The 13,945-nt window shown below is 72.4% G+C and carries 14 protein-coding genes; 4 read left to right on the plus strand and 10 right to left on the minus strand.

Annotated elements, in window-relative coordinates:
- Positions 1–76 precede the first annotated feature (76 nt).
- The 3 genes from ACWDX7_RS18150 to rimP all read right to left on the minus strand — a co-directional run bounded on the left by ACWDX7_RS18150 (position 77) and on the right by rimP (position 2,018).
- Positions 77–364, minus strand: a complete 288-nt coding sequence (locus ACWDX7_RS18150) for a YlxR family protein (protein ID WP_451492772.1) — start codon at positions 362–364, stop codon at positions 77–79.
- Positions 365–519: 155 nt separating this feature from the next.
- On the minus strand, positions 520–1,518 hold the full coding sequence (gene nusA, locus ACWDX7_RS18155; RefSeq protein WP_451492773.1) for a transcription termination factor NusA: 999 nt from the start codon (positions 1,516–1,518) through the stop codon (positions 520–522).
- A 2-nt stretch (positions 1,519–1,520) separates the two neighbouring features.
- Positions 1,521–2,018 carry a ribosome maturation factor RimP gene (rimP, locus tag ACWDX7_RS18160; RefSeq protein WP_451492774.1) on the minus strand — a complete coding sequence of 166 codons (498 nt, stop codon included), beginning with the start codon at positions 2,016–2,018 and terminating at the stop codon, positions 1,521–1,523.
- A gap of 114 nt (positions 2,019–2,132) precedes the next feature.
- Here rimP and ACWDX7_RS18165 point away from each other — a divergent pair, with 114 nt between their 5' ends.
- The 4 genes from ACWDX7_RS18165 (at position 2,133) to ACWDX7_RS18180 (ending at position 5,099) form a co-directional block, all read left to right on the plus strand.
- Positions 2,133–2,726, plus strand: a complete 594-nt coding sequence (locus ACWDX7_RS18165; protein WP_451492775.1) for a hypothetical protein — start codon at positions 2,133–2,135, stop codon at positions 2,724–2,726.
- A complete protein-coding gene (locus tag ACWDX7_RS18170) occupies positions 2,723–3,169 on the plus strand; it encodes a ferritin-like domain-containing protein (RefSeq protein WP_451492776.1) in 447 nt (148 codons plus the stop codon). The genes ACWDX7_RS18165 and ACWDX7_RS18170 overlap by 4 nt, the downstream gene beginning before the upstream one ends.
- A gap of 39 nt (positions 3,170–3,208) precedes the next feature.
- Positions 3,209–4,111 (plus strand): aminoglycoside phosphotransferase family protein, encoded by a 903-nt coding sequence (locus ACWDX7_RS18175; protein ID WP_451492777.1) that lies wholly within the window; start codon positions 3,209–3,211, stop codon positions 4,109–4,111.
- A gap of 70 nt (positions 4,112–4,181) precedes the next feature.
- Positions 4,182–5,099: a slipin family protein gene (locus ACWDX7_RS18180; protein WP_451492778.1), complete on the plus strand. Its 918-nt coding sequence runs from the start codon at positions 4,182–4,184 to the stop codon at positions 5,097–5,099.
- An 80-nt stretch (positions 5,100–5,179) separates the two neighbouring features.
- On the opposite strand, the gene ACWDX7_RS18185 is transcribed toward ACWDX7_RS18180, so the two are convergent.
- The 7 genes from ACWDX7_RS18185 to ACWDX7_RS18215 form a co-directional block, all read right to left on the minus strand.
- Complete coding sequence (locus ACWDX7_RS18185) at positions 5,180–6,874, minus strand: proline--tRNA ligase (RefSeq protein ID WP_451492779.1); 1,695 nt, start codon at positions 6,872–6,874, stop codon at positions 5,180–5,182.
- A 42-nt stretch (positions 6,875–6,916) separates the two neighbouring features.
- Positions 6,917–7,489, minus strand: a complete 573-nt coding sequence (locus ACWDX7_RS18190) for a GNAT family N-acetyltransferase (RefSeq protein WP_451492780.1) — start codon at positions 7,487–7,489, stop codon at positions 6,917–6,919.
- Positions 7,490–7,533: 44 nt separating this feature from the next.
- A complete protein-coding gene (locus ACWDX7_RS18195; RefSeq protein WP_451492781.1) occupies positions 7,534–8,379 on the minus strand; it encodes a GNAT family N-acetyltransferase in 846 nt (281 codons plus the stop codon).
- Positions 8,380–8,553: 174 nt separating this feature from the next.
- Entirely contained in the window at positions 8,554–9,711 is a 1,158-nt protein-coding gene (gene ispG, locus ACWDX7_RS18200) for a flavodoxin-dependent (E)-4-hydroxy-3-methylbut-2-enyl-diphosphate synthase (RefSeq protein ID WP_451492782.1), read from the minus strand.
- Between the two features lie 175 nt (positions 9,712–9,886).
- Entirely contained in the window at positions 9,887–11,188 is a 1,302-nt protein-coding gene (locus tag ACWDX7_RS18205) for a M50 family metallopeptidase (protein ID WP_451492783.1), read from the minus strand.
- On the minus strand, positions 11,185–12,486 hold the full coding sequence (gene dxr, locus ACWDX7_RS18210; protein ID WP_451492784.1) for a 1-deoxy-D-xylulose-5-phosphate reductoisomerase: 1,302 nt from the start codon (positions 12,484–12,486) through the stop codon (positions 11,185–11,187). The genes ACWDX7_RS18205 and dxr overlap by 4 nt, the downstream gene beginning before the upstream one ends.
- Before the next feature lie 20 nt (positions 12,487–12,506).
- Positions 12,507–13,811, minus strand: coding sequence for a hypothetical protein (locus ACWDX7_RS18215; RefSeq protein ID WP_451492785.1), 1,305 nt, complete (start codon positions 13,809–13,811; stop codon positions 12,507–12,509).
- Positions 13,812–13,945 lie beyond the last annotated feature (134 nt).

Raw genomic sequence — 13,945 nt, forward strand, 5'->3', positions numbered from 1 at the left:
GTGCTCATCGCAATCTCGACCTACTTCCAACTCGCGAGGTACCTGACCGCACGGAGGCATCCGTGCGCCTTACTTCTTACGGTGTCGCCCCTGCCTCACCGGCCACGGCTTTGCGCAGTTCCGTCGTGTCGAGCGCTCCGCCGGCCCGAAGGGCCCGGGGGAACGCCCGGCGGCGGACCGCCTGGTCGAGGCAGACCACGGCGGGGTGCACGTAGGCACCCCGGCCGGGCAGCGTACCGCGTTGGTCGGGGACGCATTCGTCCCCGATCGCCACGATGCGCAGCAGATCGTTCTTGGCCGCTCGCTCCCGGCACCCGACACAGGTGCGTTCGGGGCATGCGCGGGCTTGCGTCCGGCCAGACACGCCTCAGTCTACCTCCCCGTAGCGACCTCACCCCTTCAGGCGAAAAATCGAACGGATGTTGTCGTGATCGACAGGTCCGCGACGCGCAGCCGAAAGCCCGGCCGCGCCCGGTCCTGATCCTGTCTACCGTCCGGACAGCTCCGGCCGGTACCGGTTTATTCCCCGTCGCCGTCCGAAGGCTGCTCGGTGTCGGGACGGATGTCGATGCGCCAGCCGGTGAGCCGCGCGGCGAGGCGGGCGTTCTGGCCCTCCTTGCCGATGGCCAGGGACAGCTGGTAGTCGGGCACGGTCACCCGGGCGGAGCGCGTGTCCCAGTCGACGACCTCGACCTTGCTCACCCGGGCGGGTGACAGCGCGTTCGCGACCATCTCCGCCGGGTCGTCCGACCAGTCCACGATGTCGATCTTCTCGCCGTGCAGCTCGGCCATCACATTGCGCACCCGGCTGCCCATGGGGCCGATGCAGGCGCCCTTCGGGTTCAGGCCCGAGCGGGTGGACCGTACGGCGATCTTGGTGCGGTGACCGGCCTCACGGGCGATCGCCGAGATCTCGACGCTGCCGTCGGCGATCTCCGGGACCTCCAGCGAGAAGAGCTTCTTCACGAGGTTGGGGTGGGTCCGCGACAGCGTCACGGACGGACCGCGGACACCCTTCGCCACCCGCACGACGTACGCCTTCAGGCGCAGACCGTGCGTGTACTCCTCACCGGGTACCTGCTCCTGCACCGGCAGCATGGCCTCCATCTTGCCGATGTCGACCAGGACGTTCTTGGGGTCCTTGCCCTGCTGGACGACGCCGGTGATGACATCGCCCTCACGGCCGGCGAACTCACCGAAGGTGAGGTCGTCCTCGGCGTCGCGCAGACGCTGCAGGATCACCTGCTTGGCCGTCGTCGCGGCGATGCGTCCGAAGTCCGACGGGGTGTCGTCGAACTCCTTGGGTTCCTGGCCCTCTTCGAGGTCCTTCGGGTCTTCCGTCGCCCACACGACCACGTGACCGTTGGTGCGGTCCAGCTCGACGCGTGCGCGCCGGAAACTGCCCTCGGTCCGGTGGTACGCGATGAGGAGGGCCGACTCGATCGCCTCGACGAGCAGGTCGAAGGAGATCTCCTTCTCCCGGACCAGACCCCGCAGGGCACTCATGTCGATGTCCACGGCTACGCCTCCTCTTCCTTCTTGTCCTTGCGGCTGAACTCGATCTCGACACGCGCCTTGGCGATGTCGGTGAAAGCAATACGGCGGGTGGTCGCCTTGCGGCCCTTCACACCCGGGACTTCGAGCTCCAGGCCCTCGTCGTCGGCGTCGAGAACGCGGGCGATCAGTTCCCCGCTCTCGGCCAGCTGGAACTTGACGAGGCGGCCGATCGCCCGGACGTAGTGACGGTGCTCGGTCAGCGGGCGGTCGGCGCCCGGCGAGCTCACTTCGAGGACGTACTCGTCCTCACCCATCGCGTCGGTCTCGTCGAGCTTGTCGGAGACCTCGCGGCTCAGCTCGGCACACGCGTCCAGCTCCACGCCTTCGTCGGAGTCCACGATGATGCGCAGCATCCGGCGCTTACCCGCCCGGGAGATCTCGATCTCCTCCAGGTCCAGGCCCTTGGCGGCGACGAGCGGCTCCAGCAGTCCGCGCAGCCTGTCGCTCTGGGTGGTGCTCATCCGGGTGACTCCTCGGCCGCGTGTGCTGTTGTGATGTCCGTCGTGTGTCAGGTCAAAGGGTATCCGGTCGCGGAGGGTGTTGCCGTCCGCCCTCCGGCCGGGACCCCGGGTAACGTGATCACACCCTGCCCCGCCACCACCCCCGAGGACGCCGCCGTGCCTTCCTTGACCATGCCTCCGAGACCCTCGCGCAGGAGCCTGCTCGCCGGTGCCGCGGGCGCCGCCGGTACCGCGCTGCTCACCGGGTGCACCGGCCGGGTCTCGCTCGACCACGCCTTCGGGGTGCCCCTCGAACGGCGGATGCGCGAGGCAGCCGTTCGTGACAGTGAGCGACTGCTGGAACGTTACGACGCCACCGCCGCGGCCCATCCCGCACTCGCGCGGCGGCTCGCCCCGCTGCGCGCCGCCGTCGCGGCGCACATCCCGGCCCTCGCCTTCCGCGGCGACGGCGCGGGCACCTCCCCCGCGCCGTCGCCCCCGGGCGCCGCCCCCGCCGGCGCCGGCACGGCGAGCCCGGCGCCCGCGGTGCCCCCGAAGGAGACCGACGCCCTGACCGCGCTGGCGGACGCCGAGCGGAGCCTGTCCGAGGCCCGGACCATCGACCTCGCCGCCGCCCCCGGGGAGCTGGCCCGGATGCTGGCCTCGGTGGCCGCCTGCGGCGCCGTACACGCGTACCTGCTGACCTCGACCCCGGGAGACAAGCCGTGAAGCCGGAACCCTCCTCCGCCGGCCGGGCCCTTCAGGCCGCGCAGGCGGCGCTCGCCGCCGAGCACGCGGCCGCCTACGGCTACGGGGTGATCGGCGCCCGGGCCGACGCCGCCCGTGCGGCGCAGGCCAGGGAGGCCTACGGCAGCCACCTCGCGCGACGGGACGCGCTCACCCGGACCGTACGGGAGCTGGGGGGCTCGCCCCGGGCCGCGGAGGCCGCGTACGTCCTGCCCTTCGAGGTGCGCGGGCCCGCCGACGCCGAGCGGCTGGCCGCCGACATCGAGGACCGGGTGGCGGGCGCGTACTCGGATCTGGTGCGGGCGGCGGAGGGCCCGCTGCGCCGCGAGGCGGCCGACGCGCTGCGCGCCGCGGCCGTCGGCGCGGCACGCTGGCGTGGTGTCGGCGTAGCCTTCCCTGGGCTCGCGGAAAAGCGCAGAGAGTAGCGCGACGGGCTCAGCCCAGCTGAAAGGGACCACGCACGCATGGCTTTCGAACCGCCGCAGCGGCTTGTACGGGCGCTCGGCGAGCTGCCGGAGACGGCTCAGGACGCGGACTGGCTGCGGCAGTTGCCGGGGCTCACCGAGGCCGCGCTGTCCCGGCGCGGGGTACGGGCCCAGCGGGTGCAGGCCCCCGGCGGGCGCAGCAGCCTGGTGGTCCTCGTCCGGTACGCCGACGGGACCCCGGCCGCGCTGAAGCTGGCGCCGCCGCACGCCCGCCCCGACCGGGAGCTCGCCGCGCTGGCGCACTGGGGCGGTTTTGGAGCCGTACGGGTCCTCGACACCCGCTACCACGAGGAGGACGGGGCGCTGCTGCTGGAGCGGCTCCACCCGGAGGTGTCGCTGCGCTCGCTGCCGGAGGCCAAGGCGCTCCTGGAGGCCTCGGGCACGCTGCGCAGGCTCTGGGTGGCGCCGCCGGCGGGGCACGCCTTCGAGACGGTGGCGCAGCGTACGGAGCAGCAGGCCGAAGCCCTGCGGGCGGCGCCGGAGCAGCTGCGCCCCCTCGCGGACACCGCGCTGGCCGTCCGCGAGGAGCTGGCGGCGTTCCCGCCGGAGGAAGTGCTGCTGCACGGCAACTTCCGGCAGGGCAAGGTGCTGGCCGGGGAGCGGGCTCCGTGGCTGACGGTCGGCCCGGATCCGCTGGTCGGCGAGCGGGCGTACGACCTGGCCCGGCTGGTCCGGGACCGGCTGGAGGACCAGGTCGCCACCTCCGCGGGGGCGGCCGGAGCCCGGCGCCGGCTGAACAAGCTGGCGGACGCCCTGGAGGTGGACCGGGACCGGCTGCGGGGCTGGACGCTCTTCCGGGCGGTGGAGTCGGGGAACCGGGCGCTGGCCGCCGGGCGGCGCCGGGACGCGGAACTGCTGTGGGAGTTCGCGGCCTGGTTGTAGGGCGGGCCGTGAATAAGCCCGCTCGCAGGGCATACCGTGAAATGAGGGGTATGTCGGGCAGGAGGCCGTCATGGGCGAGGATCTGCTGACAGCGGCCGTCGCCGCGGGCATCGGAGTCGCGGCCTATCTCGGAGCGGCCGCGCGGGTGGTGAAACAGTACGAGCGGGGACTGGTCTTCCGCTTCGGCCGGCTGCGGGCGGGCATCCGGCGGCCGGGCTTCACGGTGATCGTCCCCGGCATCGACCGGCTCCGGAAAGTGAACATGCAGATCGTGACGATGCCGGTGCCGGCCCAGGAGGGCATCACGCGGGACAACGTCACGGTGCGGGTGGACGCGGTCGTCTACTTCAAGGTGGTCGACCCGGCGAACGCGATCATCGAGGTGGAGGACTACCGCTTCGCCGTCTCGCAGATGGCCCAGACCTCGCTGCGCTCCATCATCGGCAAGTCCGACCTGGACGACCTGCTCTCCAACCGGGAGAAGCTCAACCAGGGCCTGGAGCTGATGATCGACAGCCCGGCGGTGGGCTGGGGCGTCCAGATCGACCGGGTCGAGATCAAGGACGTGTCCCTGCCGGAGACGATGAAGCGCTCCATGGCCCGCCAGGCGGAGGCGGACCGCGAGCGCCGGGCCCGTGTGATCAACGCGGACGCGGAGCTCCAGGCGTCGAAGAAACTGGCCGAGGCGGCCGCGGTCATGTCGGACCAGCCGGCGGCCCTGCAACTGCGGCTGCTGCAGACGGTGGTGGCGGTGGCGGCGGAGAAGAACTCCACGCTGGTGCTGCCCTTCCCCGTGGAGCTCCTGCGCTTCCTGGAGCGCGCGGCCCAAACGCCGGCGCCTGCGTCTCCGGCTGCGGGAGCGGCTCCGACTCCGGCTCCGGCTCCGGGCGAGGGGCCCGGTCCCCGGGCCGTCACCGGGGGAGCCGGGCTGTCCCCCGACGGTTCGCCGCCGCCGTCCCCGGCGGAGACCGACGAACCGCGCGGCTAGGCCCTGACCGGTACACCGAACGCCGGCGTGGCTCAGCACAGCCCGCCGGTGTTCGGGCAGGCCGGGGGCAGGGGCGCTGGCTAGGTCAGCCGGGACAGTGCCTCGGACAGCGGGAGTTCCTCCCGGCTGCCCGAGGCGCGGTGCTGGAGCTCGACCACCCCTTCGGCGGAGCGGCGCCCCGCCACCAGGATCCACGGCACGCCGATCAGCTCCGCGTCCGTGAGCTTGACGCCCGGGGAGAGCCCCGGTCGGTCGTCCAGCAGGACCCGTACGCCGGCCTCGGCCAGGGCGGCGGCCGCCGTCTCCGCCAGCGCGAACGGCACCGCCTTGCCCGCCGCCACCACGTGCACGTCGGCCGGGGCCACCGCCGCCGGCCAGCACAGGCCGCGCTCGTCCGCGCTCTGCTCGGCCAGCGCAGCCACCGCGCGGGAGACGCCGATGCCGTAGGAGCCCATCGTGACCCGGACCGGCTTGCCCCCGGGGCCCAGTACGTCGAGCCCGAAGGCGTCGGCGTACTTGCGGCCCAGCTGGAAGATGTGCCCGATCTCGATCGCGCGGTCGAGGCGCAGGCCGGCCCCGCAGGCCGGGCAGGGATCGCCCGGCTCCACGACCACCACGTCCAGGTACCGGTCCACCTCGAAGTCCCGCCCGCAGACCACGTTCCGCGTATGGGTACCGGGCCGGTTGGCCCCGGTGATCCAGGCTGTGCCGGGGGCCACCCGCGGGTCGGCCAGGTAGCGGACCTTGTCCAGACCCCGCGGCCCCACGTAGCCCCGTACGAGGTCGGGCCGGGCCTCGAAGTCCTGCGCGGTGACCAGCTCCACCAGCGCCGGTGCCAGCTGCTCCGCCAGCTTGCCGAGGTCGACCTCCCGGTCGCCGGGCACGCCCACGGCCGTGATCTCGCCGTCCACCTTCACCAGGAGGTTCTTCAGGGTCGCCGAGGCGGGGACCCCGAGCCGCGCCGCCAGCGCCTCGATGGTCGGCGTGTCCGGGGTGTCCACCTCCTGCGGCGGCGGGTGCTCCCCGCTCACCGGGGTCAGGGCGAAGGTCACGGCTTCGGTGTTCGCCGCGTAGTCGCAGGACGGGCAGTCCACGAAGGTGTCCTCGCCCGCCGGGGCCGGCGCGAGGAACTCCTCCGAGGCCGAGCCGCCCATCGCCCCCGACACCGCCGACACGATCCGGTGGTCGAGGCCGAGCCGCTCGAAGACGCGCTGGTAGGCGGCGCGGTGGAGGGCGTACGAGTGGGCCAGACCCTCGTCCGAGACGTCGAAGGAGTACGAGTCCTTCATCAGGAACTCGCGGCCGCGCAGCACTCCGGACCGGGGCCTCGCCTCATCGCGGTACTTGGTCTGGATCTGGTAGAGCATGACCGGCAGGTCCTTGTAGGACGTGCACTGGTCCTTCACGACCTGGGTGAAGATCTCCTCGTGCGTGGGGCCGAGCAGATAGTCCGCGCCCTTGCGGTCCTTGAGCCGGAACAGTTGGTCGCCGTATTGCGACCAGCGCCCGCTGACCTCGTACGGCTCCTTCGGCAGCAGCGCCGGCAGCAGCACTTCCTGGGCTCCGATCGCGTCCATCTCCTCGCGGACGACGCGCGTCACGTTGTCCAGGACGCGTTTGCCGAGGGGCAGCCAGATCCAGATCCCGGCCGAGCTGCGGCGGACGTATCCGGCGCGAACGAGGAGCCGGTGGCTGAGGGTTTCCGCGTCGGCCGGGTCCTCGCGGAGGGTCTTGGCCATGAGGCGGGACATGCGCTGCACGTGTTGCGTCGACATGCCGGGAGGCTACCGGCGGCCGGCCGCGGGCCGGTATCGGATTCAGCGCCGGCGCAGGGGCAGGGTGGCGCCCATGACGGCGTACGGGAGGCTCGCGCTCGGGAAGTGGACCTGGCGGGCGAGGTCCGTGTAGCCCAGCGCCCGGTAGAGCGCTCGGGCCGGGCTGTCGGTGTCGATGGCGGAGAGGATCGAGCGCGGCTCGGCGGCGCCGTCGGTGATGTGGGTGATCAGTGCGCGGCCGACGCCGTGGCCCTGGAAGCCGGGGTGGACGTGCAGTTCGGTGATGACGAAGGAGCCGTCGAGCCAGCCCTCGTGGCCGCCGGCGCGCAGGTAGGGCTCGACGATCGTGGACCACCAGTGCGTCCGGTCGTTCGGCATCCCGTACACGAATCCGGTGAGCGCGTCGTCCTCGGTGAACGCCCCGAAGGCGCGGGCGCCGGGGCAGGCCATGTGGCGCTGGACGATGTAGCGCCGGATGCCGACCTCTTCCTGGCTGAGCCCGAAGGCGACGGCCTGCACGCGCAGGGCCTCGTCCACGCGGGCGGCGAGGTCGAGTGGGCCGATGCGGAGGCCGGCGGGCCGGGCGGGGTCGTCGGCCCCGGGGGTAGGCAGCATGCGGCGACCTTACGTCGCGGCGGGGGCGGCCGATATGCCGGCGGTCAGAACAGCACGCTCATGAACGCGCCGACTTCGCGGAAGCCGACCCGGCGGTACGACGCGCGCGCGGCGGTGTTGAAGTCGTTGACGTAGAGGCTGACCACGGGGGCCACGTCCCGCAGCGCGTAGGCGACGACGGCGGCCATGCCGCGCTCCGAGTGGCCGCGGCCGCGGAAGGCGGGGTCCACCCATACGCCCTGGATCTGGCAGGCGCGGGAGGTGGCGGCGCCGATCTCGGCCTTGAAGACGACCTTGCCGTCCTCGACGCGGGCGAAGGAGCGGCCGGTGGAGACCAGTTCGGCGACCCGGGCCTGGTAGAGCAGCCCGCCGTCGCCGGCCATCGGCGAGATGCCGACCTCCTCGGTGAACATGGCCACGCAGGCGGGCATGATCAGCTCCACCTCGTCCTTGCGGATCCGGCGGACCAGTGGATCGGGCTCGACCGTGGTGGAGGGCTGGTCCATGATCATGAGCGGCTGGCGGGTACGGATGTCGCGGGCCGGTCCCCAGCTGGGCTCCAGGAGCCGCCACAGCAGCCGGGTGGCCTCGGCGGGGCCGACGATGGAGGAGCAGCGGCGGCCGGTGCGGCGGGCCCGGTCGGCGAAGGCGCGTACGGCGTCGGGCTCGGCGCAGACGGGGACCAGGTTGGCACCGGCGTAGCACAGGGAGCGGAGCTCTCCGTCGGCGTACCAGCCCCACATCTCGCCGCCCAGGCGCCAGGGGTCGAGGCCGGCGATCTGTACGCGGGAGGCGACGAAGGCGTTCGCGACCGGCTCGCGTCCGAGGATTTCGAGCGCGGCGTCGAGATCACTGGGCTCAAGGACCCGGGTGGTGGTCTGCGTCAACACTGGGGCCTCACCATGCAAGTCTGCTGATCTCCGCACTGTACCCGGCGTCGCTGGAGGATGCCGGGTCCCGCAGGTCACGAAAAAGCCCCCGCCCCGCCCGCGAGCTGCGGGAACGGGGCCGGGGGAGGTTCTCGGGGCCGACAGGGACGGAGCCCGGACTCGCGCCCGCGGGCGTCAGACGCCGATGGCCACGGTGGGCTCGCCGGACATCACGCCGTCCGCCTCCATCTGCGCGGCGATCTTCATCGCCTCTTCGATGAGGGTCTCCACGATCTTCGACTCGGGGACGGTCTTGATGACCTCGCCCTTCACGAAGATCTGGCCCTTGCCGTTGCCGGAGGCGACGCCGAGGTCGGCCTCGCGGGCCTCGCCGGGACCGTTGACGACGCAGCCCATGACCGCGACGCGCAGCGGGACCTCCATGCCCTCCAGGCCCGCCGTGACCTCCTCGGCCAGCTTGTACACATCGACCTGGGCGCGGCCGCAGGACGGGCAGGAGACGATCTCCAGGCGGCGCGGCTTGAGGTTCAGGGACTCCAGGATCTGGATGCCGACCTTGACCTCCTCGACCGGCGGCGCGGAGAGGGAGACGCGGATGGTGTCGCCGATGCCCTCGGACAGCAGTGCGCCGAAGGCGACGGCGGACTTGATCGTGCCCTGGAAGGCGGGGCCGGCCTCCGTGACGCCGAGGTGCAGCGGGTAGTCGCAGGCGGCGGCCAGCTGGCGGTAGGCGTTGACCATGATGACCGGGTCGTTGTGCTTGACCGAGATCTTGATGTCGCTGAAGCCGTGCTCCTCGAAGAGGGAGGCCTCCCACAGCGCGGACTCGACCAGCGCCTCGGGGGTGGCCTTGCCGTACTTCTTCAGCAGCCGGGCGTCGAGCGAGCCCGCGTTGACGCCGATCCGGATCGGGGTGCCCGCGTCCCTGGCGGCCCGCGCGATCTCCTTGACCTTGTCGTCGAACTGCTTGATGTTGCCCGGGTTGACGCGGACGGCGGCGCAGCCCGCGGCGATCGCGGCGAAGACGTACTTGGGCTGGAAGTGGATGTCGGCGATGACCGGGATCTGCGACTTCTTCGCGATGACGGCGAGTGCGTCGGCGTCGTCCTGGGTCGGGCAGGCCACGCGGACGATGTTGCAGCCGGAGGCGGTCAGCTCGGCGATCTGCTGGAGCGTGGCGCCGATGTCGGAGGTGCGGGTCGTGGTCATCGACTGGACCGACACGGGTGCGTCGCCGCCGACGGCCACGGAACCGACCTGGATCTTGCGGCTGACCCTGCGGTCGGCAAGCTTCGTCGGCACGGCCGGCATTCCGAGAGAGATGGCAGTCATCTGCTGTGCAACCCCAAGGTGTGGATCAAGGTCCCGAGATCGGCGGGCTCCGGGCTTCGAGATTACGCCAAACCCCGCCCGCCCCACGCATCCGGAGGGATGTGCCACCCGAACGTAGGGAGCCGGGCACGATCCGTGCCCGGCTCCCGTCGGCATTCTCAGGTGCACTGACCCGCTAAGTGATCTTGATCGGGTTCACCACGTCCGCCACGAGCACGAGCAGGGTGAAACAGACGAAGATTCCGGCCACCACGTACGCGGCGGGCATCAGCCTCGCCACGTCGAACGGCCCGGGATCCGGGCGCCGGAAGACCCGCGCCACATGGCGCCGGACCGACTCCCACAGGGCGCCCGCGATGTGGCCGCCGTCCAGCGGCAGCAGCGGGAGCATGTTGAAGAGGAACAGCGAGAGGTTGAAGAAGCCCACGAGCTGGAGGAAGAACACCAACCGCTGCTCGGCCGGGATGTCCAGGGTGGCGATCTCCCCGCTGATCCGGGCCGCGCCCACGATGCCCATCGGGGAGTCGGCCTCCCGCTCGGCGCCGCCGAAGGCCGCGTTCCACAGCGCCGGGACCTTGCCCGGGAGTTTGACGAGGCCTTGGACGCTGTCATGGACGACGTCGCCCATGTGGTCGACGGACTGGCCGAAGGAAAGGGCGGCGATCTCGCTCTTCGGGCTGAAGCCGAGCCAGCCGGCCGTCACGTACTCGCCTTTGACGTACCCGCCGCGGCCGTCCGTCTTGCCGACCCTGTTCTCGATCAGGGTGACCGGGAGGGCGAGCTGCTGCCCGTCCCGTACGACGGTGAGGGTGGCCGGTCCGATGGTGGAGCGGATCCGCTGCTGGAGCGTGGCCCAGTCGGTGACCTCGCGGCCGTTGAAGGCGGTGATCCGGTCCCCGGCCCGCAGGCCCGCCGCCTGGGCGGGGGCCACCGGGTCCCCGTCCTTGCAGACGTCGCGGTTCTCGCTCTGCTGGATGACGCACGGCGAGACGGAGGCGACCTGGGTGGTCGTCTGGTTGATCCCGAAGGTCATCCACACGCCGAAGAAGATCGCCAGCGCCAGTACCAGGTTCATGAAGGGGCCGGCGAACATCACGATCACGCGCTTCCACGGCTTGCGCGTGTAGAAGAGCCGCGACTCGTCGCCGGGCTGGAGCTCCTCGTACGCCGCCGAGCGCGCGTCCTCGATCATCGAGCGGAAGGGCGAGGTCGAACGGGCGGTGACCTTGCCGTCCTCACCCGGCGGGAACATCCCGATCATGCGGATGTAGCCGCCCATCGGGATGCCCTTGATCCCGTACTCGGTCTCGCCCTTCTTCCGCGACCAGAGGGTCGGGCCGAAGCCGACCATGTACTGCGGCACGCGGATGCCGAACATCTTGGCCGTGGACAGGTGTCCGAGCTCGTGCCAGGCGATGGAGAAGAGCAGGCCGAAGACGAAGACCAGTATTCCGATCACCGTCATGAGTGCTGTCATGCGCCCGCCTCCACGGCGGCCTTCGCCGCCATCTCCCGTGCCCGGGCCCGGGCCCAGGTCTCCGCTTCAAGGACGTCCTGGACGGTCAGGGAAGTTCCCGCCGCGGGCATCCGGCTGGGTCGCGCCCCGCCCCGGGCGCCGTCGGATCCCGCGGAACCGAAGCGCTCGTCGACCACGGCAGAGACCGTATCCATGATTGCCGTGAACGGCAGCCGGCCGGCGAGAAACGCCTCGACGCACTCCTCGTTCGCCGCATTGAAGACGGCCGGCGCGGTGCCTCCGAGGGCGCCCACGTGCCGGGCCAGGCCCACCGAGGGGAAGGCCTCCGTGTCCAGGGGGAAGAACTCCCAGGTGGACGCCTTCGTCCAGTCGAAGGCGGGAGCGGCGTCCGGGATCCGCTGCGGCCAGCCGAGGCCGATCGCGATGGGGCCGCGCATGTCGGGCGGGGTCGCCTGGGCCAGCGTGGAACCGTCGGTGAACTCCACCATCGAGTGCACGTAGGACTGCGGGTGGACGACGACCTCGATGCGGTCGAAGGGGATGTCGTAGAGCAGGTGCGCCTCGATGACCTCCAGCCCCTTGTTGACCAGCGTCGCCGAGTTGATGGTGATCACCGGGCCCATGGCCCACGTGGGGTGGGCGAGGGCGTCCTGGACGGTGACCCCCGCCAGCTCGGCGCGGGTGCGGCCGCGGAACGGTCCGCCGGAGGCGGTGACCACCAGTTTGCGCACATCGGCCCGGGTGCCGGCGGCGAGTGCCTGGAAGAGCGCCGCGTGCTCGGAGTCCACCGGGATGATCTGGCCGGGCTTCGCCAGGGCCTTGACCAGCGGGCCGCCGACGATCAGCGACTCCTTGTTGGCCAGCGCCAGGGTCCGCCCCGCCCGCAGCGCGGCCAGGGTGGGCGCCAGGCCGATGGAGCCGGTGATGCCGTTGAGGACGGTGTGGCAAGGGGAGGCGGCGAGTTCGGTCGCGGCCTCCGGCCCGGCCAGGATCTCGGGCAGCGGCTCCGAGGGGCCGTACTGGGCGCTCAGCGCCTCTTTCAGGGCCGGTACGGCGTCCTCGCGGGCGACGGCCACCGTCCCCACCCGCAGCTGCCGGGCCTGTTCGGCCAGCAGCCCGACGCGCCCGCCGGCGGCGGACAGCGCGGTCACCCGGAAGCGGTCCGGGTGGCGCAGGGCGAGGTCGATGGCCTGGGTGCCGATGGACCCGGTGGACCCGAGGATGACGATGTCCCGGGGGCCGGCCGCGGGGTCGAAGAGGACGTGCGGATCGGCGAGGGGGGCTGGGCGGTCGCTCATGCCCCCATTGTTGCCGCAACTCAGGGACGGCCGGACACGGAGTCCCCCTGTACGAGGGCCGCGAGGAGCTCCGGAAGCGTTCCGGCGAAGTCGGGCAGGGCGCGCGCGGCGCGCCACCACGCTTCGGGATCACCATCGAGGGCGGCGGCGAACAGCCGGTCGGCCTCCGCCCGGGCGGCGAGCACCGCCTGCGGCCGGTCGTGGCGGTCGGGGTGGCAGACGTCCCCCAGCCACTGGTCCTCGTCCAGGGCCCAGCAGGCGGGCACCTTGTACCGGATCACGTCCGCGCCGGTGAGGAGCCCGCGCGCCAGGCAGTCCCGCACCCACCGTATGTCCTCCTCGACGGTGTCCATGGGGACCGCGAGGCTCGTCAGGGCCAACTCCCGTTCCACTCCCCCGAACGGCTCCTCGGCCGTCGGCGCGAGGTGACGCAGGGCCTCGGCGAGCCCGGCCACCGGCGGCCCCGCCGCCGGCTCGGGCAGGCGGTCGCCGGCGGCCCGGGCCACCAGCTCCGGCAGGGTGCCCGGGAAGCCGGGGGCGCCGCGCAGCAGCTCGTCCCAGACGCGGGGGTCGCCCCCCAGGGGCCGCAGCGCGCGGGCGACGGCCGTCTGCATCCCCGCCTGTTCGGGCAGGGTCCAGCGCAGGCCGTCGGTTGCGGGGAGGTGGCCGAGCAGCAGGGTCCGGTGCGCGGGGGCGACGTGGGCGACGAGCTCGTCGCAGGTGAGCAGGCCCATGCGGACCGCCCGTACGGCGGGGCGGTGCCAGTGGCGCCCGTACGTTCGCTGCGCGCGGGTGTCGAGCAGTTCCTGGCCGGCCTGCCGGGGCAGCCCGCCGACCAGCAGCAGGGCCTCGACGGCGCCGGGCGGCAGCGGGGCGCGGGCGTGCTCGCGCAGCAGCGGCTCCGGGTCGAGGGGGGCGTGCGGCATCCGCAGGAGGGTCAGCGGGATCCGGGGGCGGCGGCCGTGCCGTCGCAGCAGCGCGATCAGCTCGCCATGGCCGAAGGGTCCGGGTCCGACCTCCCGCAGCAGCTCGTCCGACGGCCCCGGCCGGGCGGCGTACCGCGCGGGTCCGGGGAGTCCGGGCAGGGGCCGTCCGACGACGTGCGGGTTGCGGGCGACGTAGTGGCGGTCCGCGTCGCCGCCGTGGCGCAGCAGCAGGGTGACGGTGGAGGCGGACAGCCACTCGTCGCGGCACAGGTACTTGCGGGTGGGCGGATCGAGCCGGGCCAGCAGCTCGGCGGCGACGTGGTCCGGTGCGTGGCGCAGCAGGTGCGCCACGCACCAGGCCAGCCGTCGGCTGCCCCGGTCTTCCTCGGCCGTCGGCATCGCTCTCGTCCGCCTCGTGCTGTGTTCGTCGTGCTGCGCTCGTCGTGCTGTGCCCGTCGGACCGGGCGCTTCCGGTCGTACGCGTCACGTCGTACGCGTAACCAGTAGACGGATCCGGTCCGCGTACTCATCCT

This window comes from Streptomyces sp. NPDC003034 (assembly GCF_053591375.1).